The following is a 22,804-nucleotide window of genomic DNA, read 5'->3' as shown; positions in this document are numbered from 1 at the left end:
CGGCCTACGACTACAGGCCCTCGCCGCGGCAGCTAAGGAGAAGCAGCCCGAAACGCATGATGTGCGTCACCATAGCCCAGGTCCGAGGAAGGCGGACGTCCTGTTCCAGTATGCGGGACGGCGCCGACGTCAAGGCCGAAAGGTGGCCCATCACTCCATTTCGCCAATCCTCGTCACACCTCGTGACAGGTGTGTCGCGCAGTGCCACATTGCCGGGTATGACCTCCGTCTTCTGCACCATCGTCCCGCCCCACATCCTCGACAAGCTGGCCCAGGACGGCCACGAGTCCGCCCAGCGCACCCTCCAGGCCGACTCCGCCCTCCGCACCCGCCGCCGGATGACCACCCTGCGGGCCACGCAGCCCGCGTCCGTGCCCACCGGCACCCCCAAGCGCACCGTCTACGACGCCGAGCACACCGAGACCCTGCCCGGGCGCAAGGTCCGCGCCGAGGGCGACGCCCCCGTCGGGGACGCGACCGTCAACCGCGCCCACGCCGGCCTCGGCGCCACCTTCGACCTCTTTCTGCAGGTCTACGGCCGGGACTCGATGGACGGGACCGGCATGCCCCTGGACGCGACCGTCCACTACGGCGTCGACTACGCCAACGCCTTCTGGGACGGCAGCCAGATGGTCTTCGGCGACGGCGACGGCGACCTCTTCCTCGACTTCACCCTCCCGGTCGACGTCATCGGCCACGAGCTCGCCCACGGCTTCACCCAGCACACGGCGAACCTGGAGTACTACGGGCAGTCCGGCGCGCTCAACGAGTCCGTCTCCGACGTCTTCGGCGCGCTGGTCAAGCAGTACGCCCTCGGCCAGAGCGCCGCCGAGGCGGACTGGCTGATCGGCGCCGGGCTGCTCGGCCCGGGCGTCGACCGGGGCACGGCGCTGCGCTCGATGAAGGAGCCGGGGACCGCGTACGACGACGACGTCCTCGGCAAGGACCCGCAGCCCGGCCACATGGACGACTACGTCCGCACCAGCCGGGACAACGGCGGCGTCCACATCAACTCCGGCATCCCCAACCGCGCCTTCCACCTGCTGGCGACCGAGCTGGGCGGCAACGCCTGGGAGCGGGCCGGGCAGATCTGGTACGACGTCATGACGGGCGGCGCGCTGACCCCGGAGACGCGGTTCACCGAGTTCGCGGCGGCGACCGCGGCGGCGGCGAAGGCCCGGTACGGCGACGCGGCGGAGCTCCAGGCCGTGACGAAGGCGTGGGCGGCCGTGGGCCTGCCGGTCGACTGAGCCGGCTGGTAGACAGTCCCCATGCGGATTCGAGTGCGGCGCACCGGTGGTTTCGCGGGCATCGAGCGGTCGGCGGAGGTGGAGGTCTCGGGCCCCGAGTGGGAGTCCCTGGCCTCCGCCGTCCTCACCGGCCCGGAGGCCGTCCGGGTGGTCCCGGACGGCTTCGCGTACGAGATCACCGTCGACGGCCGGACCGTGCGGTGCGCCGACCCCCACCTCACAGACGCCCAGCGGACCCTCGTGACGAGGGTTCTCAAGGAAGGCGCCTGACCTACCGCCCGAACAGGCGGCTCCAGAAGCCGGGGCGCTTCTCCTCGGCGGGCGGGGCCTCACCGGGGTCCCGGACCTCCAGGGACCAGTCGCCCCAGGCTTCGGCGACCTCCACGAAGAGGGGCCCCTCGGGCAGTGCCCGCCTGTCCTTCGGGCTCCGGTCGTAGCCGCTCGCCAGCGTGTGCGGGAACGGGGCGGGAGCGCCGGGGCGGCGCGGCCCGTGACCCCGGACGCTCAGGGAGCCCTGCTCCTTCGCCGGTCGCAGCCGGGAGACCAGTTCGGCGGCGGGCCCCGTGTGGAGCAGCACGTCGGAGCCCCGTCCGGTGGCTCCCCGGCCGAGCTCGCGCACCCCGCTCACCGGCCGGACCACGACCACCCAGTCGTCGTGGTCCCCGCAGGAGACGGCGAAACGCAGCGGGTACAGGCTGTCGCACCACATCACCCGCCGCCCGGACCCGCGGGGCACGTGCGCGCCCCCGAGCGAGACGGCCTCCCTGCCGTTCCAGTCGATGGAGTGCAGGGAGAAGAAACGACCCTTCCAGGCGTACTCGACCAGGACGTAACCGGGCGGGGGCTTCTCCTCCATGGCGAACTTGGCGTCGTCCCTGCCGGTGTACACGAGGGGCTCGAACTCGCCGGCGAGGAGCCCGGCGGCCGCGGCCGCCTCGGGCCCCGGGGCCTCGGGCGAGGGAACGATCAGCTCCGCCCACCATCCGCCGTCCGCCGCGTCGACCCGGCGCGGGGGCCGCGCGAGGTCCTCCCCCGGCGAGCCGGCCCCGACGGCCGGTGCGCCGCCCGCGGCGGAGCCCGAACCCGAGCCCGCAGCCGAACCCGAGTCGGCGCCCCGGCCCGCGGCCGAACCCGTACCCGAGCCCGAACCCGAGCCCGCAGCCGAACCCGTATCCGTACCCGCGCCCGACGACTTGCCGACGCCCGGGATGTCCAGCGGAACGGGTCCGGCCTGCCCTGTCTGCCCGGAGTCCGGCAGGTCCTCCCCCTTGCTGATCTTCGTCACGGCGTCATGCTGGCACGCCGGTTCAGGGCAGGTCCATGGTCGGGTGCGGGGGCGCGGGGACGCCGAGGGCGGTGAAGGGCGCGGTGAGGAGGGCGTACTGCTCCGGGGTGAGCCTCCCGCGCGTGAGGACCGCGCGGGAGGCGATGCAGATCGCGGACTTCGCGTCGGAGTGGAGGCCGTCGAGGTGGCCGTTCAGCTCGTCGGCGCGGGGCAGCAGCGCCGAGCGGACCCGGTGCACGAGCGCCGAGTCCCGCGCCGCCGACGGCCGCGCCGCGCGGGACGCCTCCCGGCCGCCCCGGGACCGGTCGTCGACCATGCGGTCCCAGGCGGTGGCGAGGGCGGCGGGCGGCAGGGCGGCCGCCGCGTCGGCGAAGCGTTCCGTCGCGGTGTCGAGCACCGCTAGAAGCCCAGGCGGCGGAGCTGCTTGGGGTCGCGCTGCCAGTCCTTGGCGACCTTGACGTGCAGGTCGAGGAAGACCGGGGTGCCGAGGAGCGCCTCGATGTGCTTGCGGGACTTCATCCCGACCTCCTTCAGGCGGCTGCCCTTGGGGCCGATGATGATGCCCTTCTGGCTGGGGCGCTCGATGTACACGTTGGCGTGGATGTCGAGCAGCGGCCGGTCCGCGGGGCGGCCCTCGCGCGGGATCATCTCCTCGACGACGACCGCGATGGAGTGCGGCAGCTCGTCGCGGACGCCTTCGAGCGCGGCCTCGCGGATCAGCTCGGCGACCATGACCTGCTCCGGCTCGTCCGTGAGGTCGCCCTCCGGGTAGAGCGGCGGGGACTCCGGGAGGAGCGGGATGAGCAGGTCGGCGACGAGCTGGACCTGCTTGTCGCCGACGGCGGAGACGGGCACGATCTCGGCCCACTCGATGCCGAGCTCCTTGCCGAGCCGGTCGATGGCGATCAGCTGCTCGGCGAGGGTCTTGGAGTCGACCAGGTCGGTCTTGGTGACGATGGCGACCTTGGGGGTCTTCTTGATCCCGGCGAGCTCCTTGGCGATGAAGCGGTCGCCGGGGCCGAGCTTCTGGTCGGCGGGCAGGCAGAAGCCGATCACGTCGACCTCGGCCCAGGTGGTGCGGACGACGTCGTTGAGCCGCTCGCCGAGGAGGGTGCGCGGCTTGTGGAGGCCGGGGGTGTCGACCAGGATCAGCTGGGCGTCCGGCCGGTGCACGATGCCGCGCACGGTGTGCCGGGTGGTCTGGGGGCGGTTGGAGGTGATCGCCACCTTCTGGCCGACCAGCGCGTTGGTGAGGGTGGACTTGCCCGCGTTGGGGCGCCCGACAAAGCAGGCGAAGCCCGCCCGGTGGGGGGCGGTGTTCTCATCGGTCTCATCACGGCGCACGCTCATGGGGGCCATTGTCCCCGATGAGCGGCCGCCCCACGTACATCAGTGCCCCGGCCGGGCCCGGCGGCGCCGGATCCGGCGGGCGGCGAGGCCCCCGGCGGCGGCGAGGAGCAGCACCGCGGCGAGCAGCCAAGGGAGGGCGAGGAAGGAGACGGTGGCGCTCTCGCGGACGTCCTTCGCGGTGGCGGTGAGGGTCACCACGCCCCGGTCGAGCTGCGGCGAGCCGGTCCACCGCTCGGTCAGCCGGATCCGCTGCCGGGGCAGCAGCTCGGACGGCAGCCGGTCGAGGTCGCGTGCGAGCAGGGTCCGGCCGAAGAGCCCCTCGGCGCTGAGGACGACCCTGGGGCTGAGGGTGACGTTGCCGCGGTTGTGGAGGGTGTACGTGACGAGGGCTGTGGAGTCCCGGGTGCCGGGGACGAGCGGCCGGTCCTGTTCCAGGGTGACGTCCTCGACGGCGAGGGCGGGCACGGCCGGGCCGCTGACCTTGAGGTAGACGCGGGCGGCGACGGCCCGCTGGACGCCCATGGCGACGGCGCCCCCGCCGCCGGGGGTGATCCGTTCGTCGAGGGCGACCAGCGCGCCGGGGTGGTCGCCGGGGTCGGCGTCGGCGGGGACGGCGAGGGTGAAGGGGACGGTGACGGCGGAGCGGGGCGGGACGGTGACGGTGGTGCGCTCGGGGGTGATCCAGGCGCCGGCGCCGGTCTGTTCCTCCTTCAGGGTGCGGACGGCGAAGCCGCCGTCGCGTTCGGTGTTGTAGGCGTCGGCCCCGTAGAGCCGGAAGGTGAGCGGGGCGGCCGTCTTGTTGGCGACGGTGACCTCGTCGCGGAGGGTGGCGCCGGGATCGGCGGTGAGGACGAAGTAGGGGCGTTCGCCGAGCCGGGCGGCGGCCGGGTAGACGGCCCACTCGCCGTTCTCGGCGGCCTGGGCGGCCGGGGCCCCGAGGAGCAGCGGGACGGCGCTCAGGAGGAGGGCGTACAGCTTGCGTCGCACGGTGCGGACCCCCGGGGGTGCGGTGGGGCGGAGTGGGTGGAGGGTCGCCGGCGGGCCGGCCGGGGGTGCGCCCGGCCGGCCCGCCGGCCGGTGTCAGGACAGGGTCAGCGTGAGCACGCCCGCGTAGGAGCCGGGCGCGGTGAACGCCGGGACGTCCAGCGAGAGTCCCGCGTCGACGGTGAACTCGCCGCCGGTGACCGTGCCGTTCGCCGTGGAGGCGAGGGTGGCGCCGGCGCCGACGGGCCCGGCGGAGCCGGCCGCGCAGGCGCTGGGGCTGCCCTCCTTGGCGACGCAGACGGGGGTCCAGCTCAGCTTGTCGGCGCCGATGGCGCCGCCGGGGCCGGTGAAGTCGGTGACCTTGCCGGTCACGGACCAGCCCGCGGGGCCGCCGCGGAAGTCCTTGACCGTCACCGTCCGGAGGGCTCCGGTGGCCGCGCCGCCCTGGCCGAAGTCGACCGCGGAGAGCGGGACCGCGTCGCCGGCCTGGGTCATGGACAGTTCGCCCGCCCGGACGGTGGCCGTGATCCTCTGGCTGTTCGGCGGGGTCGGGGTGTCGTCGACGACCTGGTACGGGAGGGGGCCCGCGCCCTTCTCCGCGTTCCAGGAGCCGCCCTCGTACGCGACGATCCCGGTGGTGGCGGGGTCGTTCACCTTGAGCCGGGCGACGAAGCCGCCCTCGCTGTCGGTGGTGACGGTCATCCGGTCGGCGGTCTCCGCGGCTCCGGCCCGGCCGGCCACGGTCACCTCGGTGAGCGGGGCGAACGCGGCGCCGGTGACGGTGACCCGGACGCCGGGCGCGCCGGAGGCGGCGCCGAGTTCGAGGGTCCGCTCGTTGGGCACGGACTGGTCGCCGGCCTGGACCGTCTGCGAGACGGGTGCGGGCGGGTCGATCACCGTGCACGGGGTGTCCAGCTCCATGAGGTAGCTGGTGTGGATGTTGTAGTCGCCGGGCGAGAGGGTGATCGAGCCCGCCGCGGTGACCGTGAAGCTGCCGGTCATGGAGAAGCCCGGGAAGGCGCCCTTGCCGGGGACCGGCGGGTTCTTCTTGGGACCGGTGACGCTGACCGCGCCGCTCTGCGCGCCGCCGAGGACGACCTTGCCGCTCGGGGTGAGGATGTCGGCCGGGAGCGGGAGGTCGACCGGGTTGGACGCGGCGGGCTCGGTGATCGAGTAGGTCACGTTGACGGTGTCGCCGACCTTGGGATTGGCGTTGTCGACCGAGATCACGGCGGTGGTGACGCCCTCGATGGGCGGGATGCCCGCGATGGGCGGCGGGACGCAGCGGGTGGGGAATTCCACCGACTGCCCGGCGCCGACCGCGTGCGCCGGGGCGGCGAGCGCGCCGCCGGCCGCGAACGCGAGGGCGGTGGCGCCGAGGACGGCGGTCCAGCGCCGTCTTCGGGCCGCCGCCCGGGTTCGGGTGAATGCCATGTGAGTGCCCCCTCCTGAGGATCGAGAGGGCGCCATTGACGGGCGGGGGGCGAGAGAAGTCAATAACGACGGACGGCATTTGCTGATGCACCATCAGATCCTGTCAAGATCGGGGGATCTGGCGACTTCTCCGGAGTGCCGGGCACGACGGGAACCGGTGCCGCCCTCGGCGGCACCGGTCGTGGGTGGTGCGGCGGTTCAGCTGATGACGAACGGCCCCGGGGACTGCGAGGTCACCGCGTCGCAGTTCACCGTGACGCCGAAGATCACCAGCTTGAGGGCGACGCCGGCGAAGTACGAGTTGAGCTTGTCGCCGGCGACCACGCCGGTGGCGGTCAGCGGGCCGAGCTTCGCGGTGCCGCCGGCCGGGATGGCCGGGTTCTTCTTGCCGGTGAAGACCCGGTCGGGACCCGTCGTGTTGTCCAGGACCAGCGTGGAGCCGATCGTGTCCGCGCCGACCGCGATCGGCGTGGTGACGGGGGCGGTGATGGAGACCTGGGCCGTGCTCCCGGAGTGGGTCATGGTGAGGGTGGCGGTGCCGCCGCCCCAGGACCCGCAGTCGTACGTGGCCGTCGCCGTGCCCGGCGAGACGGCGGCCGAAGCCGTGGGGGCGAAGGCGAGCGACGCGGCGGCGAGTCCGGCGGCGAGCGCCCCGGACGCCCCCAAGATGCTTCTCCTCATGGCGAGTTCGTACCCCTTCCGATGACGAACGCAGGGGTGCGGGCGCTGCGTGGGATGGCGGAGATCTGACGGTCCGTCGGACCCTCCGCCGCCTATTGAGACGCAGACGGCACGGGAAGGCAAGAGAAGTCGCGGAGATCCTTCACAAACGCGCAAGGGTCCGGCCGCGGCCGGACCCCGCACGTGCGGCGGACGGTGCTCAGCCCGCCGTGACGGCCGACCGCAGCTGCCCGTCCGGCCCCGCGAGCAGCACCGGCGTCTCCGGCCCGCCCAGGTCCCGCACGGCCGCCCGGTCCTCGTCGGACGCGGTCTCGGCGGCGGACACCACGGCCGCCGCCTCCAGCGACCGCGCCCCGCTCGCCACGGCCATCGCCACGGCCGTCCGCAGGGCGCTCAGCTTCAGCGACTCCAGCTCGACCGTGCCCGCGACGTAGGTGCGGCCGGTCTCGTCGCGTACGGCGGCCCCCTCGGCCACGCCGTTGCGGGCGCGGGCGCTGCGCGCCAGCGTGATGATCTTCAGGTCCTCGGCGCCGAGGTCGCCGTGCTCACTGCTGAGTGTCATGGACCGAGCATAGGTCGGCGCGCCGGACCGGCCCGCCGCCGGGTGCGCCGCCGGACCGGCCCGTCCGCCCGGTCAGCCCGCCACCGGGTGCATCGCCCCCCGCCGGCCCTCCGGCGAGGCCAGCCACTCCAGCTTCTCGGCCGTCCCGGCCTCCGGCAGCGGCGTGTGCAGCACGATCACCAGGTCCGGGCGGGCCGGCACCCGCAGCTGGGTGGCCTCCATGACGAGGAGGCCCGCCACCGGGTGGTCCATCTCCTTGCGGTTCTGGCCGCCCGGCCGGATGTCCCGGCGCTCCCACAGCTCCGCGAACTCGGCGCTCGCCGCCTTCGCCTCCTCGACCACCGCGCGGAAGCCGTCGTCGTCCGGGCACTCCGAGCAGGCCGACCGGAACTGCGCCACCACCTTCGGCGCCAGCTCCTCCCAGCCCCGCATCCGGCTCCGGTACCTCTCGTCGGTGAAGAAGTCGATCAGGCAGTTCCGGTGGACGTCCGGGCGCAGCCCGAACACGGCGGCCGCCGCCTCGTTGAACATCACCGTGTTCCAGTACGCGTCCATGATGTGCGCCGGGAACGGCGTCCACGCGTCGATCAGCCGCCGCAGCCCGTCGCACATGTCCCGGTCCTCCGGGGCCGGTTCGAGCGCCGGCGGGTTCAGCCCCGCGAGGACGTACAGGTGGCGGCGCTCCGCCGGGCTCAGCTTCAGCACCCGCGCCACCGCGTCCAGCACCTGCGGGGAGACCGTGATGTCCCGGCCCTGTTCGAGCCACTGGTACCAGCTGACCCCCACGCCGGCGAGGACGGCGACCTCCTCGCGGCGCAGCCCCGGCGTGCGCCGCCGGCCGCCGTCCGGCAGCCCCGCCTCGGCCGGGCTGACCCGGGCACGGCGGCTCATCAGGAACTCGCGCAGTTCGCCCAGCCGGTGCCGCTTCGACGCGTCGCTCTCCGCTGCCGTGGCCACGTGAGCTTCCTCCCCCTGGATTGCCTGGTGGTGCGTGCAACAGGATAAGTTCCCGCTCCCCGCGGTTGTTCCCGCGCCAGGAGAGTCGTGGCCATGGCAACCGCGACCACTCCCCCGCCCGCCCCCGCCCCCGTCACCCCCGCGCCCCCCGCCCTCGACGGACGGGCCCGGCTCGTCCTCTTCGTCCTGTGCGCCGCCCAGTTCATCGTGGCGCTCGACTTCTCCGTCCTCAACGTCGCCCTGCCGGTCCTCGGCGCCGACCTCGGCCTCGACCGCTCCGCCCTCCAGTGGGCCGTCACCGCCTTCGCCCTCCCCTCCGGCGGCTTCCTGCTGCTCTTCGGCCGGATCGGCGACCTCTACGGCCGCAAGCGGTTCTTCCTCGGCGGCCTCGGCCTCTTCGCCGCCGCCTCGGTGCTCGCCACCGTCGCCTGGGACCCGGCCTCCTTCCTCGCCGGCCGCGCCCTCCAGGGCGTCGGGGCCGCCGCGATCGTGCCCACCGGCATGTCCCTGCTCACCACCTCCTTCCCCGAGGGCCCCCTGCGCGACCGGGCGCTCGGCATCTCCGGCACCCTCATGTCGCTGGGCTTCACCATCGGCATGGTCCTCGGCGGCGTCATGACCGAGACCCTCGGCTGGCGCTCCACCATGGGCCTGCTCGCCGTCTTCGCGCTGGTCGTGCTGCCGCTCGCCCCCGGCCTGCTCACCGAGTCGCGCACCCCGGACCGGCCCCGGCTCGACGTGCCCGGCGCGGCCACCGTCACCGCCGGCCTGCTCGCCCTGATCTACGCCCTGACCACCGCGGCCGAACACGGCTTCGGCGGCGCCGACGTCCTGGTGACCCTGGCCGCCGGCCTGGTCCTGCTGGCCGCCTTCGTGGTCGTCGAGTCCCGGCACCCGGCGCCGCTGGTCTCGCTGCCGATGCTGCGCCGGCGCACGGTCGCCTTCGGCAACCTCGGCGGGCTGGTCACCTTCTCGATGATGTCGACGATCGTCTTCGTGCTGACCCTGTACCTCCAGGAGACGCTGGAGCTCTCGGCCTTCGCCACCGGCGTCGTCTTCGGGATCCAGGGTGCCTTCTCGGTCCTGGCCGGCACGCTCACGCCGAAGGTGGTCGGACGGATCGGCGCCCGCCGCACCCTGGTGGTCTCCCTCGCCGGACAGGCGGTCCTCACGGCGGCGCTGCTCGGCGTCGGCGAGCACGCGGGGGCGGTCCTGGCGACCGCCGCCGTCACCCTCGCCTCGATGTTCCACCTCGGCGCGATCATCGCGTACGGCCTGACGGTCACCTCGGGCGTCCGCGACGAGGAGCAGGGGCTGGCGACCGGCCTCGTCACCACCACCCAGCAGGTCGGCCTGACCGTCGGCATCCCGATGCTGGGCGTCCTCGCCACCACCGGCGGCAGCCTCTACGACGGGGTGCGCACGGTCGTCGCCCTGGACGCGGCGATCGTGCTGGGCGCGGCGGTCCTGGTCGCGCTGGGCCTGCGCCGCTCCCGGTGAGTCACGGCCGGTCGAGGCGGAGCCGTACCGCCTTCGGCAGGCCGGCGACGACCAGGTCGTACGAGTCCTCGATCAGCTCCCGGACCATCCGGTCCGGGAGCGCGGCCACCTCCACGGTGTTCCAGTGGCGCTTGTTCATGTGGTAGCCGGGGGTGATCGCCGGGTGCTCCTCGCGGAGCCGCACGGCGTCCTCCGGATCGCACTTGAGGTTGACCCGCAGCGGCTCGGCGTCGATCCAGGAGAGCGCGAACATCTTCCCCGCCACCTTGAAGACGGAGATCCCGGGCCCGAAGGGGAACTCCTCGGTCGCGTCGTCGAACTCCAGGCAGAAGGCGCGCAGCCGCTCCGGGGTCACTCCCGGCCCTCCCCCTCCGCACCGGCCGGGACGACCGGCTCGACGAGCACCGTGACGATCTTGTTCCGGCGGCCGGCCGACGCCTCGGCGGTCAGCCGCAGCTCCCGTCCGTCCGGCAGGGCGACGACGGCCGAGGCGCCGGAGATCGGGACGCGGCCGAGCGCCTTGGCGAGCAGACCGCCGACCGTCTCCACGTCCTCGTCGTCGAACTCGTCGGGGCCGAAGCCGTAGAGCTCGCCGAGGTCGCCGATGTCGAGGCGGGCGGTGACCCGGTGGCGGTCGTCGCCCAGCTCCTGGACGGGCGGCAGCTCCCGGTCGTACTCGTCGGTGATCTCGCCGACGATCTCCTCCAGGATGTCCTCGATGGTGACGATGCCGGCCGTGCCGCCGTACTCGTCGATGACGACGGCGACGTGGTTGCGCTCCTGCTGCATCTCGCGCAGCAGGTCGCCCGCGTTCTTGGTGTCGGGGACGAAGGCGGCCGCGCGCATCGCGGTGGAGACCAGGTCGGCCTCGGCGTCGCGGTTGATGTGCGTCTTCCTGACCAGGTCCTTCAGGTACACGATGCCGACGACGTCGTCCTCGTTCTCCCCCGTCACCGGGATCCGGGAGAAGCCGGAGCGCAGGGCGAGGGTGAGGGCCTGCCGGACGGTCTTGTACCGCTCGATGCAGACGAGGTCGGTGCGCGGCACCATCACCTCGCGGACCAGGGTGTCGCCCAGCTCGAAGACCGAGTGCACCATCCGGCGCTCCTCGTCCTCGATCAGCGACTCCTGCTCGGCGAGGTCGACCATCGCCCGCAGCTCGGCCTCGGAGGCGAAGGGGCCCTTGCGGAAGCCCTTGCCGGGGGTGAGCGCGTTGCCGATGAGGATCAGCAGCTGCGGCACCGGGCCCATGATCCGGGCCAGCGGGACGAGGACGTACGCGGCGGCGGTCGCCGTGCTCATCGGGTGCTGGCGGCCGATGGTGCGCGGAGAGACGCCGACCGCCACGTAGCTGACCAGGACCATCACGGCGATGGCGACGAGCAGCGCCTCCCAGGTCTCCGGGAAGTACTCCAGGCAGGCGTAGGTGACGAGGACGCCGGCCGCCATCTCGCAGGCGACGCGGACCAGCAGCGCCACGTTGAGGTAGCGGGTGGGGTCGGCGGCGACCTGGGCGAGCTTCCCGGCGCCGCGCCGCCCGGAGCGGACGGCCTCGGCGGCGCGGAAGCTGGAGACGCGGGCGAGCCCGGCCTCGGCGCAGGCGGCGAGCCAGGCGACGACGACCAGGGCGACCGCGCCGAGGATCAGCTGGATGCTCATCGGGCGCGCGGGGTCAGTTGACGGTGGGGGCCGGGGACGGGCCGGTGAGGCCCTTCTCGGCGCGCCAGCCGTCGACGATCGCCGCCTGGAGGCCGAACATCTCGGCCTTCTCGTCCGGCTCCTCGTGGTCGTAGCCGAGCAGGTGGAGGACGCCGTGGACGGTGAGGAGCTGGAGCTCCTCGTCCATGGAGTGCTTGGTCGGGGCGTCCTCGCCCTGCTTCTTCGCGACCTCGGGGCAGAGCACGATGTCGCCGAGGAGCCCCTGCGGGGGCTCCTCGTCGTCCTTGGCCGGCGGGCGCAGCTCGTCCATCGGGAAGGACATGACGTCGGTCGGGCCCGGCAGGTCCATCCACTGGATGTGGAGCTGCTCCATCGCCTCCGCGTCCACCACGATCACCGAGAGTTCGGAGAGGGGGTGGATGCGCATCCGCCCGAGGGCGTAGCGGGCGATGTCGAGGATCGCCTGCTCGTCGACCTCGGTGCCGGACTCGTTGTTGACGTCGATCGACATGTGCGGTGCTTCTACTTCCCGTTGCGGCCGGTGCGCTGCTCGTTGGCGCTGTCGTACTTCTCGTACGCGTCGACGATACGGCCGACGAGCTTGTGCCGGACGACATCCTGCGACGTGAGGGTCGAGAAGTGCACGTCGGGCACCCCGTCCAGGATGTCCCGCACCTGCCGCAGGCCGCTCTTCGTGCCGCCGGGGAGGTCGACCTGGGTGATGTCACCGGTGATGACGATCTTCGAGTCGAAGCCGAGGCGGGTGAGGAACATCTTCATCTGCTCGGGGTTCGTGTTCTGCGCCTCGTCGAGGATGATGAACGCGTCGTTCAGGGTGCGGCCCCTCATGTACGCCAGCGGCGCGACCTCGATCGTCCCGTTCGCCATCAGCTTGGGGATGGAGTCCGGGTCGAGCATGTCGTGCAGGGCGTCGTAGAGCGGCCGCAGGTACGGGTCGATCTTCTCGTAGAGGGTGCCGGGGAGGAAGCCGAGGCGCTCGCCGGCCTCGACCGCCGGGCGGGTCAGGATGATGCGGGTGACCTGCTTGGACTGGAGGGCCTGGACGGCCTTGGCCATGGCCAGGTAGGTCTTGCCGGTGCCGGCGGGGCCGATGCCGAAGACGATCGTGTGCTTGTCGATCGCGTCGACGTACCGCTTCTGGTTGAGCGTCTTGGGGCGGATGGTGCGGCCGCGGCTGGAGAGGATGTTCTGGGTCAGGACCTCCGCCGGGGTCTCCTCGGCGCCTTCGCCGTTCTCGCTCGCCTTGAGCATGGCGATGGAGCGTTCCACTGCGTCCTCCGTCATCGGCTGTCCGGTGCGGAGCACCAGCATCATCTCGTCGAACAGGCGCTGGATGAGGGCGACTTCCCTGGCGTCGCCGACCGCGCTGACCTCGTTGCCCCGGACGTGGATGTCGACGTCGGGGAAGGCGTGTTCGATCACGCGGAGCAGGGAGTCGCCGGAACCGAGGACGGTCACCATGGGGTGCTTGGCGGGCACCGCGAAGTGGGCGCGGGCCTCGCCCGGCGTTCCGTTGGGAGCTGTGGGTGTCTGCGTCATGGGCCGGCACTCTGGCCTGCGCATACCTCCTGCTGCGGGGTTCTCGCGGGTCGACAACCTCTCGCCCCCCAGCCTACGACCTGGTGCCGGTGTGCCCGAAGCGGTTTACGGGACGGCCGCGCGGAAACCGATGGTGGGCACCGCCCGGCGGGGCGGCCAGGGGCGGGCCGGGGCGGGCAGGAGGGCTTCGAGGAAGGCGTAGCGGGCCCGCAGCGCCTCGGGGTCCTGGCGGTCGTCGCGCTGGACGTGCTGCCACCAGGCGGCGATCTCGGTCCAGGTGGGGGCGGAGAGGGAGCCGCCGAACTCCTGGACGGAGAGGGCGGCGGTGAGCCCGGCGAAGGCGAGCCGGTCGGCGAGCGGCCAGTCGGCGAGGGTGCCGGTGACGAAGCCGGCGACGAAGACGTCGCCGGCGCCGGTGGGGTCGAGGGCCTCGACGCGGATGGCGGGGACCTCGGCGGTCTCGCCGGTGGCGCCGTCGACGGCGTAGGCGCCCTCGGCACCGAGGGTGACCACGGCGTAGCGGACCTTGTCGGCCAGCGCACGGGCGGCGGCGCGGGGGCAGTCGGTGCGGGTGTAGCGCATCGCCTCGGCGGCGTTGGGCAGGAAGGCCTCGCAGTGCTCCAGGTCGGGCAGGCCCGCCAGGTCCCAGCGGCCGGTGTCGTCCCAGCCGACGTCGGCGAAGATCCGGGCGCCGGAGCGGGCGGCGCGGGCGACCCACCCCTCGGGGCGGCCGGGGACGAGGGAGGCGACGGCGGCGCGGGCGGGCGGCGGGAGGACGGCGGCGCCGTCCGGGTGGGGGGCCTCGTGGCCGTGGGAGACCATCGTGCGCTCGCCCTCGTAGGCCATGGAGACGGTGACCGGGGAGTGCCAGCCGGGGACGGTGCGGGAGAGCGCGAGGTCGATGCCCTCGCCCTGTTCGAGGGCGTCCCAGCAGTACACGCCGTAGTGGTCGTCGCCGAAGGCGGCGGCGAGGGAGGTGCGCAGGCCGAGGCGGGCCAGGGCGGTGGCCATGTTGGCGACGCCGCCGGGGCTGGAGCCCATGCCGCGGGCCCAGGACTCGGTGCCGCGGACGGGGGCGCTGTCGAGGCCGGTGAAGACGATGTCGAGGAAGACGGTGCCGGTGAGGAAGACGTCGCAGGCGGGGTCGGCGGGTTCGCGGACGGTCTCCAGCGGGTCGATGTCGGCCTCCGGCCCGTACGGGCGCGCGCCCCGGTCCCCGTTCCGGTCTCCGTTCTGGTCTCCGCGCTGGTCTCCGCTGGCTGTGCTCACGGCGAACTCCCCGGTCGTGGTGCGGCGGGATCGGCACCGGGTGCCGATCCGGACAGTGTGCCCGATGGGGTCGGGGCGACGGGGGTGGCGCGGCGGATCGCCGCTTGATACCCCGGATTCCTCCACCCAAACCGATTGTGTCCTGTCTCACAGGATGAATCGGGGGAGAGTGCCTTCTCCGCCCATTCGGTCGCTTGATACACATGGTGCCGCGACCCCGTGGATCACCGGGCGCCGTCTCATTCCCCCGTTCAGTTCCTGGAACGCCCATGCCGTCGCGCCCGCGCGCCCACGGGGCGCTCGTCGCCCTCGTCGCCCTCTTCACGGCCGGTTACCTCGCCCCGTACCTGCTGCCGACCGTCGTCGGCCGGCTCGCCGCCGGACTGGGCCTCGGCCCGGCCCGGGCCGGCCTGGTGGGCTCGGTGCTGCTGCTCGGCTCCGCCTGCGCCGGTTTCGCGCTCGCCGCGCGCGTGGAGCGGATCGGCCCGCGCCGGGCCGCCCGCGCCGGCCTCCTCGCGATGGCCCTGGGGTACGGCTCCGCCGCCGCGACCGGCACCGTGCCGCTGGTGGTCGCCGGGGTCGTCCTCGGCGGCTTCGGCTCGGGGACGGCGACGGCCGTGGCGGCCTCCGGGATCGCCGGCCGGCCGGACCCGCAGCGGGCCTCGACGCTGGGCCTCCTGTCGGTCTCGGCCACGGCCGGCGCCCTGTACCTGACGCTGCCCCAGCTCGGCGGCGGCCACGCCCTGCCGCTGCTCGCGCTGGCGGGGGCGGCGGCCCTGGCCTGGCCAGCGACGGGCCGGCTGCCGGGCGCCGGGCGCGCGTACGGGGCGAAGGCGTCCGGCACGCGCGCGTACGGGCCGGCCGCCGCCCCGGAGGCCGCGGGCCCGCTGCCGTACCGGCGGGCGGGGGCGGTCCTGGCCGGCGGCATCCTGTGCTGGTCCCTCGCCCAGAACGCCCTGTGGGGCGTGAGCGGCCGGATCGGCACCGGCCAGGCGGGGCTCTCCGAGGTGACCGTCGGCGCGGTCTTCGCGCTGGCCCTCGGCGCGGGCCTGGCCGGGGTGACGGCGGCCGGGGCGCTCGGCTCGCGGCTCGGCCGGGCGGTGCCGATCGGCGCCGGCACGGTCCTCATCGCGGCCTGCGTGCTGCTCAGCTCGGCCGCCGGCGGCCTGGCCTCCTTCGCGACCGGCGAGATCCTCTGGAACGCCGTCTACCCGGTGGTCCTCTCGTACCTCCTCGGCCTCGCCGCCTCCCTCGACCCGCGCGGCCGCTGGGCGGTCCTGGTCGGCTCGGCGTCCTCGCTCGGCACGGCCTGCGGCCCGGTCGCCGGCAGCCTCCTCTCCGAGGCGGCCGGCTACCCGGGCATGGGCGCGGTCCTGGCCGCCCTGCTGCTGCTCGTCGCCGGCCCGATGGCGGCGGTGGCCCGGCACGCCTCCGGCCGCCCCCTGGTGCCCGGCTCGATCCGCCGCCGCGGCGGCGCCCCGGCCGCGTTCGTCGCGGGCACGGCCCCGACGACGGCCCTCCTCCCCCAGGTCGGCGCCCCCGAGCAGGAGATCGCCCCGATCCCGGCCCCGGCGACGGCCGCCCGCCGCACCAGGTCCGCCTTCCGGCTGGCCCGCCCCGGCCGGGGCTGACGGGGCGGGCCCGGACGGCCGGGTCCTAGAACGCGTACGCCTCGACCTCGGCGAGGCAGCGGGCGCGGCGCGGCTCGTCGTCCTCCAGGAAGGACGCCTCGAAGGAGTGGCGGGCCAGGGTGCGGAGCTGCTCGTCGGTGAGGCCGAGGGCGTCGCGGACGCCGTCGTAGTTGTCGCCCGCGTAGCCGCCGAAGTAGGCGGGGTCGTCGGAGTTGACGGTGACGAGGAGACCGGCGTCCAGCATCTCCCGCAGCGGGTGGTCGGCGAGGGTGTCGATCACCCGGAGGCGGACGTTGGACAGCGGGCAGAGGGTGAGCGGGACCCGCTCGCGGACGAGGCGCTCGACGAGCTCCGGGTCCTCCATGCAGCGCAGGCCGTGGTCGATCCGCTCCACGCCGAGGACGTCGAGGGCCTCCCGGACGTACGCGGCCGGTCCCTCCTCGCCCGCGTGCGCGACCCGGCGCAGGCCGAGCCGGGCGGCCTCCTCGTACACCGCGCGGAACGTGCCCGGCGGGTTCCCCGCCTCGGCCGAGTCGAGGCCGACGCCGGTGATCCGGTCGAGGTACGGCTTCGCGGCCTCCAGGGTGGCGAGCGCCGACTCGGCGGACTCGTCGCGCAGGAAGCACATGATGAGCCGGGTGGAGATCCCGTACCGCTCCTCGGCCCGGTCGAGGGAGGCGGTCAGCCCCTCCATCACGGTGCCGAAGGGGACGCCGCGGGCGGTGTGCGCCTGCGGGTCGAAGAAGATCTCGGCGTGCCGGACGCCCTGGGCGGCGGCCCGCTCCAGGTAGGCGTCGGTGAGCGCGGTGAAGTCCTCCGGGGTCCGCAGGACCGTCATCAGGGCGTAGTAGAGGTCCAGGAAGGACTGGAGGTCGCCGAAGCGGTAGGCGGCGCGCAGCTCCTCGGTGTCCGCGTAGGGCAGGGTGACGCCGTTGCGGGCGGCGAGGGCGAAGGCCAGCTCGGGTTCGAGGGTGCCTTCGATGTGGAGGTGCAGTTCGGCCTTGGGTACGGGCATGGTCACGTTCGTTTCGGTACGGGGACCCTCATGAGGTCCTGGGCGATGCTCAGCTCGCCGGTGAACCCGGCCGCCCGGGCCTGGCGTTCGAACTCCGAGGGGTCGGAGTAGCGCTGCGAGAAGTGGGTGAGGACGAGGTGGCGGACCCCGGCGTCGCGGGCGACGGCGGCGGCCTGGCCCGCGGTGAGGTGGCCGTGGTCCTCGGCGAGCCGGACGTCCTCGTCGAGGAAGGTCGACTCGATGACCAGCAGGTCGGCGCCCTCGGCGAGGGCGTGCACGCCGTCACAGAGCCGGGTGTCCATGACGAAGGCGAAGCGCTGGCCGCGCCGGATCTCGCTCACCTCGTCGAGGCCGACCCCGCCGAGGCCGCCCTCGCGCTGGATGCGGCCCACGTCGGGGCCCTTGATGCCGTGCGCGGCGAGCCGCTCGGGCAGCAGCCGGCGCCCGTCGGGTTCGACGAGCCGGTAGCCGAAGGACTCGACGGGGTGGGAGAGCCGGCGGGCCTCCAGGGTGAACGCGTCGGTGACGGCGAGGACGCCGTCCCGCGCCACCGGCGCCTCGGCCAGCCGCACGGTCTCGCGGTAGGCGGTGGCGTACCGCAGCCGCTCGAAGAAGTGCCGTCCGCTCTCCGGGTAGTGGGCGGTGACGGGGTGCGGGACCTGGTCGAGGTTGATCCGCTGGATCACCCCGGCCAGGCCGAGCGAGTGGTCGCCGTGGAAGTGCGTGACGCAGATCCGGTCCAGGTCGTGCGCGGCGACCCCGGCCCGCAGCATCTGCCGCTGGGTGCCCTCGCCCGGGTCGAAGAGGATGCCGTGGCCGTCCCAGCGGAGCACGTAGCCGTTGTGGTTGCGGTGGCGGGTCGGGACCTGGCTGGCGGTGCCGAGGACGACCAGTTCGCGGACGGACACGGGCCTATCCGGGGGGCCAGTTGAGGCCGCGGCCGCCCAGCACGTGCGCGTGCGCGTGGAAGACGGTCTGGCCGGCTCCGGTGCCGGTGTTGAAGACGACCCGGTAGCCGCTGCCGTCGACCTTCTCCTGCGCGGCGACCTCGCCGGCCTCGCGCAGCACGTCGGCGGCGACGGACGGCGCGGCGGCGGCGAGCGTCGCGGCGTCCGGGTGGTGGAGGCGCGGGATGACGAGGACGTGGGTGGGCGCCTGCGGGTTGATGTCGCGGAAGGCCAGCGTGGTCTCGGTCTCGCGGACGATCGTCGCCGGCACCTCCCCCGCCACGATCTTGCAGAACAAGCAGTCGCTCTGCGGCTCTCCGGCCATGGCCTCGGGCCTCCTCGCCTGGTGAAAGTCGGTACGGAGGCATGCTATCCGCCGCCCCGGTCAGTCCTTGGGCATCCGCCGGTTGAGGGCCGAGCGGCTCACCCAGTAGGTGAGGACGACGGCCCAGAAGAGCGGTGTCCCGAGCCCTCCGACCACCCCGGCGTCGAGCGTCCACAGCGCCATGGCCACCGCCGAGTACAGGCCGAGGAGGCCGACGGCGGCGGCCATCGCGAGCACCGGCCGGCAGTTGCGGGCGACGAGCAGCATCGGGCGGCGCAGCCGCGGCGGCACCCGGCGGGCCATCCACACCGCCCAGCCGCCCCAGGCGCCGGCGAGGACCGCGGCCCCGAGGGCGAAGGGAACGAAGGCGTCGGCGCCGGTCGCGCCGGTGCGGAGCGGGGCGGAGCCGAGCGCGGCGGCGACGAAGCCGACGAGGGCGACCCAGCGGGCTCCGGCGGCGACGCCCCAGGCCATCCCCTCCAGGTTGAACCGGGCCTTGCGGTCGTCGAGGTCGAGCGCGGCGGAGGCGACGAAGCCCTCGGCGGCCTGTGTCCAGGCCCCGCGTCGCAGCCAGCGGCGCCGCAGCCGCACCAGCGACAGGTTGTTGTGGGCCTCGCTGCTCTGCGGGTTGAGCCGCAGGGTCGTCTCGTACGCCCGCCGGGCGGTGGCGTGGTCGCCGCGCCGCTGGGCGGTGAGGCCGACGAGGAAGTGGGCGGCGTCCTCCTCGGGGCCGAGGGCGACGGCGGTCCGGGCGGCCTCGTAGGCGGCGGCGAGCCGGGCCCGGTCGCGGCCGCGGCCGGCCTGGGCGGTCTCGGCGAGCGCGGTGCCCAGCGCGTAGTGGCTGCCCCAGAACTGCGGGGCCAGCTCGACCGCGCGGTGGGCGGCGGCCTCGGCCTCCCCGTACCGCTTGAGGGCGAGCAGGATCTGGGTGCGCATCAGGTGCGCCCCGATCAGCTCGGGCTCGGCGCGCAGCGCCTGCTCGACGGCGGCGAGGGCGGCCGGGTGGTTCCCCGCCCGGTGCAGGCAGCGGGCGAGCAGGGTGAGCGCCTCGGCGTCCTCGGGGTCGCCGGCGAGGTGCCGGGCGGCCAGCTCCCCGGCCTGCTCGTACCGGCCGGCCTCGTACAGCGCCTCGGCCCGGGCGAGCGCGGAGGGCGTGGCGGGGGTGGTCACAGCTTGCGCTTCCGCTTCAGGTAGGCGAGGAGGTCGTCGTAGAGACCGCCCTCGTTGGCGAACATGGCGACGTTCCGGGCGGCCGCGAACCACGGTTCGGTGGACGGCCTCAGCTGCTTGGCCGCGCCGAGCAGGTCCTTGGTGGTGATGAGGCGGACGGAGCCGGTGCGGGCGGAGTCGAGGAGGGCGGCCTCGGCGGCGGACTCGCACAGGTGGGCGAGGTCGGCGCCGGAGAAGTCCTCGGTGGCCTTGACGAGCTTGCCGAGGTCGATCGCCTCGATGGGCCGCTCGCGCAGGTGGTAGCGGAGGATCGCCTCGCGGGCCGGCGCGTCGGGCGGCAGGACGAGCAGGGTGCGGTCGAGCCGGCCCGGGCGGCGCAGGGCGATGTCGACGTCCCAGGGCACGTTGGTGGCGGCGAGGACGAAGACCCCCTCGTTGCCGGCCCCGGAGGCGATGCCGTCGAGCTCGGTGAGGAGCTGGTTGACGACGTTGCGCAGCCCGTTGTTGTGGGTGCGGGAGCGCTTGCCGCCGAGGGCGTCGAGCTCGTCGAGGAAGACCACGCAGGGGGCCTGGCGGCGGGCGGTCTCGAAGATGTCGTGGACGTTCTTCTCGGAGGCCCCGATCCACATGTCGAGGACGTCGGAGAGGGAGACGGTGAGGAAGTTCGCGCCGAGTTCGCCGGCGACGGCGCGGGCGATGAAGGTCTTGCCGCAGCCGGGAGGGCCGTAGAGGAGCAGTCCGCCGCGGAGCGACTTGCCGTAGAGGCGGCGGAGTTCGGGGTTGCGCATGGGGGCGAGGAAGGCGGCTTCGAGCCGTTCCTTGACGTCGGTCATGCCGCCGACGTCGGCGAGGCGGACGGCTCCGGGCGCGTCGACGTCCCAGGCGAGCCCGTCCCCGCCGTCGGCCTGCGGCTCCTCCAGGAACCGCGGCCCGACGAGGTCCGACACCTGCTCCTCGGCGGCGGCCCAGTCGAAGGAGTTCCCGGTCTCCGGCGGTTCGGGGGCGGCCGGGGCCTGCGACACGGGCGGGACCTCGGGCGCCCGCGGTACGACCGGTGGCGCAGGCGGCTCCGGCGCGGGCGGGGCCGGCGGCACGCCCATGGCGCGGACCATCAGCGCGCGGGCGGCGGCGTCCCCCGGGGCGTGCTGGAGGGCGACGGCCGCCTCCGTGACGGCTTCGTCGTTCCGCCCCTCGGCGAGGAGGAGTTCGGCGAAGTGGAGGCGCAGGGGCACGTCGCCGGGCGCGGCGGCGACCGCGGCGCGCAGACTGCGGATCAGGGGGGACTCGTCGGCCATGGGGGTCAGCCTAGAAAAGACCCCGGGCGCTTGGACAGCGGGTCCCCCGCGGGACCGGTTTCAGCTCCAGCGGCCGGTGCGGGCGAGGACGAGGGCGGTGGCCGCCGTGCCCGCCGTGGAGGTCCGCAGCACGCTCCGGCCGAGGCGGTACGGCTTCGCGCCCGCCGCCTCGAAGGCGGCCAGCTCCTCCGGGGAGACCCCGCCCTCGGGGCCGACGACGAGCACGATCGAGCCCTTCGCGGGGAGTTCGGCGGTGGCGAGGGCGCCGCTCGGGTGGTCGCGGTCCTCGTGCAGCACGGCCGTGAAGTCGGCGGTGGCGAGGAGCTGGGCGACCTGCTTGGTCGTCATCAGGTCGGCGACCTCGGGGAAGCGGGTGCGGCGGGACTGCTTGCCGGCCTCGCGGGCGGTGGAGCGCCACTTGGCGAGCGCCTTGAGGCCGCGGTCGCCGCGCCACTGGGTGATGCAGCGGGAGGCCGCCCACGGCACGATCGCGTCGACGCCGGTCTCGGTCATGGTCTCGACGGCGAGCTCGCCGCGGTCGCCCTTGGGGAGGGCCTGGACGACGGTGAGGTGCGGCTGCTCCTCGGGGTCCTCGTACACCGACGAAATCTCCACGGTCAGCCGGTCCTTGCCCTCCACGCCGAACACCACGCAGTCGAGCCAGCGGCCCCGGCCGTCGGTCAGGACGACGTCCTCGCCCGGCTGGAGCCGCTTCACGGAGACGGCGTGCCGGCCCTCGGGCCCGTCCAGGGTGAACAGCCGGGTGTCCGGGATCGTGTCGACGACGAAGACGGGGGCGGTCATGGGGCACTCCTGGGGGCCGGGTCGGCGAGTTCGGTGAGGGCGGTGTCGAGTTCGGCGGCGAGCACCTCGACGAGCTCCCCGGCGGGCAGTTCGCGGGCCAGCCGGTGGCCCTGGCCCGCCCACAGGGACATGCCCTGGGCGTCGCCGGCGGCGGCCGCGGCCTTCCGCAGCGGGGCGGTGAGGTGGTGGATCTCGGGATAGGCGGCGGGGGCGTACGGGCCGTGCTCGCGCATGAAGCGGTTGACGAGCCCGCGGGCCGGCCGGCCGGAGAAGGCCCGGGTGAGGGCGGTCCGGGTGAAGAGCGGGTCGGTCAGGGCCCGCTTGTGCAGCGGGTGGGCGCCGGACTCGGGGCAGCCGAGGAAGGCGGTGCCGAGCTGGGCGGCGGCGGCCCCGGCGGCGAGAACGGCGGCGATCTGCTCGCCGCGCATGAGCCCGCCGGCCGCGACGAGCGGCAGCGCGGTCGCCTCCCGGACCTGGGCGAGGAGGGCGAGCAGCCCGGTGCCGGGCTGCTGCTCGGCCGGGTCGTCGCGGTACGAGCCCTGGTGGCCGCCCGCCTCGACGCCCTGGACGCACAGCGCGTCGGCCCCGGCCGCCTGGGCCGTGCGGGCCTCCTCGGCGGAGGTGACGGTGACGAGCGTGTACGTACCGGCGCGGGCGAAGGCCTCGAAGGTCTCGGGCGCCGGGCAGCCGAAGGTGAAGGAGACGACGGGGACGGGGTCCTCCAGGAGGATCGCCAGCTTGGACTCGTACCCGTCGTCACGGCCGGAGTCGGGGTCGCCGAGCGCGGTCTCGTACCAGCCGGCCTCCCCGGCGAGCTGGTGCCGGTAGACCTCGACGGCCGCAGGGTCGGCGCCGGGTCCGGTCTGGGGCATGAAGACGTTGACCCCGAAGGGCCGTCCGGTCAGCCCGCGCACCTGTTTGATCTCCTGGTAGAGGCTGCCGGCCGTCTTGTAGCCGGCGGCGAGGAAGCCGAGCGCGCCGGCCTCCGCGACGGCGCCGACGAGCGCGGGACAGGAGGCGCCACCCGCCATGGGGGCCTGCACGATCGGGTACCGGAAGAGATCGTTCAGTGCGGTGGTGGACATATGGGCATCGTGTCATGCCCCTCCCCGCCCACGGGAAAGGG

At 74.3% G+C, this 22,804-nt stretch carries 24 protein-coding genes; 4 read left to right on the top strand and 20 right to left on the bottom strand.

Going from position 1 to position 22,804, the window contains the following annotated elements; translation table 11 throughout:
* The first annotated feature begins 218 nt into the window (after nt 1-218).
* Nucleotides 219-1,250 (top strand): M4 family metallopeptidase, encoded by a 1,032-nt coding sequence (locus AB0E83_RS24130; protein WP_362115476.1) that lies wholly within the window; start codon nt 219-221, stop codon nt 1,248-1,250.
* Between the two features lie 21 nt (nt 1,251-1,271).
* A complete protein-coding gene (locus AB0E83_RS24125) occupies nt 1,272-1,520 on the top strand; it encodes a protealysin inhibitor emfourin (protein ID WP_362115473.1) in 249 nt (82 codons plus the stop codon).
* A gap of 1 nt (nt 1,521) precedes the next feature.
* Here AB0E83_RS24125 and AB0E83_RS24120 read toward each other — a convergent pair whose 3' ends face one another.
* The 8 genes from AB0E83_RS24120 to AB0E83_RS24085 form a co-directional block, all read right to left on the bottom strand.
* On the bottom strand, nt 1,522-2,535 hold the full coding sequence (locus tag AB0E83_RS24120) for a hypothetical protein (protein WP_362115470.1): 1,014 nt from the start codon (nt 2,533-2,535) through the stop codon (nt 1,522-1,524).
* Nucleotides 2,536-2,557: 22 nt separating this feature from the next.
* Nucleotides 2,558-2,932, bottom strand: a complete 375-nt coding sequence (locus AB0E83_RS24115) for a hypothetical protein (RefSeq protein ID WP_362115467.1) — start codon at nt 2,930-2,932, stop codon at nt 2,558-2,560.
* 2 nt (nt 2,933-2,934) lie between these two features.
* On the bottom strand, nt 2,935-3,885 hold the full coding sequence (gene era, locus AB0E83_RS24110) for a GTPase Era (protein WP_362115464.1): 951 nt from the start codon (nt 3,883-3,885) through the stop codon (nt 2,935-2,937).
* Between the two features lie 39 nt (nt 3,886-3,924).
* Complete coding sequence (locus AB0E83_RS24105; protein WP_362115461.1) at nt 3,925-4,872, bottom strand: DUF916 domain-containing protein; 948 nt, start codon at nt 4,870-4,872, stop codon at nt 3,925-3,927.
* A 93-nt stretch (nt 4,873-4,965) separates the two neighbouring features.
* Nucleotides 4,966-6,303: a beta-xylosidase gene (locus AB0E83_RS24100; RefSeq protein WP_362115458.1), complete on the bottom strand. Its 1,338-nt coding sequence runs from the start codon at nt 6,301-6,303 to the stop codon at nt 4,966-4,968.
* A 198-nt stretch (nt 6,304-6,501) separates the two neighbouring features.
* Complete coding sequence (locus AB0E83_RS24095) at nt 6,502-6,984, bottom strand: hypothetical protein (protein WP_362115455.1); 483 nt, start codon at nt 6,982-6,984, stop codon at nt 6,502-6,504.
* A gap of 199 nt (nt 6,985-7,183) precedes the next feature.
* Nucleotides 7,184-7,546 carry a cytidine deaminase gene (locus tag AB0E83_RS24090; protein ID WP_362115452.1) on the bottom strand — a complete coding sequence of 121 codons (363 nt, stop codon included), beginning with the start codon at nt 7,544-7,546 and terminating at the stop codon, nt 7,184-7,186.
* A gap of 72 nt (nt 7,547-7,618) precedes the next feature.
* Nucleotides 7,619-8,503 (bottom strand): helix-turn-helix transcriptional regulator, encoded by an 885-nt coding sequence (locus AB0E83_RS24085; RefSeq protein ID WP_362115449.1) that lies wholly within the window; start codon nt 8,501-8,503, stop codon nt 7,619-7,621.
* 93 nt (nt 8,504-8,596) lie between these two features.
* Between AB0E83_RS24085 and AB0E83_RS24080 the strand changes: the two genes are divergently transcribed.
* A complete protein-coding gene (locus tag AB0E83_RS24080; RefSeq protein ID WP_362115446.1) occupies nt 8,597-10,003 on the top strand; it encodes an MFS transporter in 1,407 nt (468 codons plus the stop codon).
* Between the two features lies 1 nt (nt 10,004).
* On the opposite strand, the gene AB0E83_RS24075 is transcribed toward AB0E83_RS24080, so the two are convergent.
* The 5 genes from AB0E83_RS24075 to AB0E83_RS24055 all read right to left on the bottom strand — a co-directional run bounded on the left by AB0E83_RS24075 (nt 10,005) and on the right by AB0E83_RS24055 (nt 14,401).
* Entirely contained in the window at nt 10,005-10,358 is a 354-nt protein-coding gene (locus AB0E83_RS24075) for an MmcQ/YjbR family DNA-binding protein (RefSeq protein WP_362115444.1), read from the bottom strand.
* Nucleotides 10,355-11,662, bottom strand: a complete 1,308-nt coding sequence (locus tag AB0E83_RS24070; protein ID WP_362115441.1) for a hemolysin family protein — start codon at nt 11,660-11,662, stop codon at nt 10,355-10,357. Before AB0E83_RS24070 ends, AB0E83_RS24075 begins: the two co-directional genes overlap by 4 nt.
* A gap of 13 nt (nt 11,663-11,675) precedes the next feature.
* On the bottom strand, nt 11,676-12,173 hold the full coding sequence (gene ybeY / locus AB0E83_RS24065; RefSeq protein ID WP_030494138.1) for an rRNA maturation RNase YbeY: 498 nt from the start codon (nt 12,171-12,173) through the stop codon (nt 11,676-11,678).
* An 11-nt stretch (nt 12,174-12,184) separates the two neighbouring features.
* On the bottom strand, nt 12,185-13,222 hold the full coding sequence (locus AB0E83_RS24060; RefSeq protein ID WP_362115437.1) for a PhoH family protein: 1,038 nt from the start codon (nt 13,220-13,222) through the stop codon (nt 12,185-12,187).
* A gap of 105 nt (nt 13,223-13,327) precedes the next feature.
* The gene (locus AB0E83_RS24055; RefSeq protein WP_362115497.1) at nt 13,328-14,401 is read right to left on the bottom strand and encodes a PfkB family carbohydrate kinase; all 1,074 of its coding nucleotides are present in this window, start codon (nt 14,399-14,401) and stop codon (nt 13,328-13,330) included.
* A gap of 359 nt (nt 14,402-14,760) precedes the next feature.
* Here AB0E83_RS24055 and AB0E83_RS24050 point away from each other — a divergent pair, with 359 nt between their 5' ends.
* The gene (locus AB0E83_RS24050; RefSeq protein ID WP_362115434.1) at nt 14,761-16,122 is read left to right on the top strand and encodes an MFS transporter; all 1,362 of its coding nucleotides are present in this window, start codon (nt 14,761-14,763) and stop codon (nt 16,120-16,122) included.
* A 25-nt stretch (nt 16,123-16,147) separates the two neighbouring features.
* Here the strand turns inward: AB0E83_RS24050 and AB0E83_RS24045 are convergent, their stop codons facing one another.
* Genes AB0E83_RS24045 through AB0E83_RS24015 form a run of 7 tightly spaced genes read right to left on the bottom strand, consistent with a single transcriptional unit; the run spans nt 16,148 to nt 22,763 of the window.
* The gene (locus AB0E83_RS24045; RefSeq protein WP_362115494.1) at nt 16,148-17,137 is read right to left on the bottom strand and encodes an adenosine deaminase; all 990 of its coding nucleotides are present in this window, start codon (nt 17,135-17,137) and stop codon (nt 16,148-16,150) included.
* Nucleotides 17,138-17,139: 2 nt separating this feature from the next.
* Nucleotides 17,140-18,045 carry a ribonuclease Z gene (locus AB0E83_RS24040; protein ID WP_362115431.1) on the bottom strand — a complete coding sequence of 302 codons (906 nt, stop codon included), beginning with the start codon at nt 18,043-18,045 and terminating at the stop codon, nt 17,140-17,142.
* Between the two features lie 4 nt (nt 18,046-18,049).
* Entirely contained in the window at nt 18,050-18,409 is a 360-nt protein-coding gene (locus tag AB0E83_RS24035) for a histidine triad nucleotide-binding protein (protein WP_362115428.1), read from the bottom strand.
* Nucleotides 18,410-18,469: 60 nt separating this feature from the next.
* Nucleotides 18,470-19,579: a tetratricopeptide repeat protein gene (locus AB0E83_RS24030; protein WP_362115425.1), complete on the bottom strand. Its 1,110-nt coding sequence runs from the start codon at nt 19,577-19,579 to the stop codon at nt 18,470-18,472.
* Nucleotides 19,576-20,874 carry a tetratricopeptide repeat protein gene (locus tag AB0E83_RS24025; RefSeq protein ID WP_362115422.1) on the bottom strand — a complete coding sequence of 433 codons (1,299 nt, stop codon included), beginning with the start codon at nt 20,872-20,874 and terminating at the stop codon, nt 19,576-19,578. Before AB0E83_RS24025 ends, AB0E83_RS24030 begins: the two co-directional genes overlap by 4 nt.
* A gap of 60 nt (nt 20,875-20,934) precedes the next feature.
* Nucleotides 20,935-21,678, bottom strand: coding sequence for a 16S rRNA (uracil(1498)-N(3))-methyltransferase (locus tag AB0E83_RS24020; protein WP_362115419.1), 744 nt, complete (start codon nt 21,676-21,678; stop codon nt 20,935-20,937).
* Nucleotides 21,675-22,763: a nitronate monooxygenase gene (locus AB0E83_RS24015; RefSeq protein WP_362115416.1), complete on the bottom strand. Its 1,089-nt coding sequence runs from the start codon at nt 22,761-22,763 to the stop codon at nt 21,675-21,677. The genes AB0E83_RS24020 and AB0E83_RS24015 overlap by 4 nt, the downstream gene beginning before the upstream one ends.
* Nucleotides 22,764-22,804 lie beyond the last annotated feature (41 nt).

Source organism: Streptomyces sp. NPDC035033, assembly GCF_040636735.1.
Classification (GTDB): domain Bacteria; phylum Actinomycetota; class Actinomycetes; order Streptomycetales; family Streptomycetaceae; genus Streptomyces.
This window is presented reverse-complemented; position numbering and strand designations above follow the sequence as displayed.

Bases quoted from the DNA above. Each gene is read 5' to 3' on its own strand.
- AB0E83_RS24130 (WP_362115476.1), top strand. From the start codon at position 219: ATGACCTCCGTCTTCTGCACCATCGTCCCGCCCCACATCCTCGACAAG.
- AB0E83_RS24125 (WP_362115473.1), top strand. From the start codon at position 1,272: ATGCGGATTCGAGTGCGGCGCACCGGTGGTTTCGCGGGCATCGAGCGG.
- era (WP_362115464.1), bottom strand. From the start codon at position 3,885: ATGAGCGTGCGCCGTGATGAGACCGATGAGAACACCGCCCCCCACCGG.
- AB0E83_RS24100 (WP_362115458.1), bottom strand. From the start codon at position 6,303: ATGGCATTCACCCGAACCCGGGCGGCGGCCCGAAGACGGCGCTGGACC.
- AB0E83_RS24095 (WP_362115455.1), bottom strand. From the start codon at position 6,984: ATGAGGAGAAGCATCTTGGGGGCGTCCGGGGCGCTCGCCGCCGGACTC.
- AB0E83_RS24090 (WP_362115452.1), bottom strand. From the start codon at position 7,546: ATGACACTCAGCAGTGAGCACGGCGACCTCGGCGCCGAGGACCTGAAG.
- AB0E83_RS24080 (WP_362115446.1), top strand. From the start codon at position 8,597: ATGGCAACCGCGACCACTCCCCCGCCCGCCCCCGCCCCCGTCACCCCC.
- AB0E83_RS24070 (WP_362115441.1), bottom strand. From the start codon at position 11,662: ATGAGCATCCAGCTGATCCTCGGCGCGGTCGCCCTGGTCGTCGTCGCC.
- ybeY (WP_030494138.1), bottom strand. From the start codon at position 12,173: ATGTCGATCGACGTCAACAACGAGTCCGGCACCGAGGTCGACGAGCAG.
- AB0E83_RS24060 (WP_362115437.1), bottom strand. From the start codon at position 13,222: ATGACGCAGACACCCACAGCTCCCAACGGAACGCCGGGCGAGGCCCGC.
- AB0E83_RS24050 (WP_362115434.1), top strand. From the start codon at position 14,761: ATGCCGTCGCGCCCGCGCGCCCACGGGGCGCTCGTCGCCCTCGTCGCC.
- AB0E83_RS24045 (WP_362115494.1), bottom strand. From the start codon at position 17,137: ATGCCCGTACCCAAGGCCGAACTGCACCTCCACATCGAAGGCACCCTC.
- AB0E83_RS24035 (WP_362115428.1), bottom strand. From the start codon at position 18,409: ATGGCCGGAGAGCCGCAGAGCGACTGCTTGTTCTGCAAGATCGTGGCG.
- AB0E83_RS24025 (WP_362115422.1), bottom strand. From the start codon at position 20,874: ATGGCCGACGAGTCCCCCCTGATCCGCAGTCTGCGCGCCGCGGTCGCC.
- AB0E83_RS24020 (WP_362115419.1), bottom strand. From the start codon at position 21,678: ATGACCGCCCCCGTCTTCGTCGTCGACACGATCCCGGACACCCGGCTG.
- AB0E83_RS24015 (WP_362115416.1), bottom strand. From the start codon at position 22,763: ATGTCCACCACCGCACTGAACGATCTCTTCCGGTACCCGATCGTGCAG.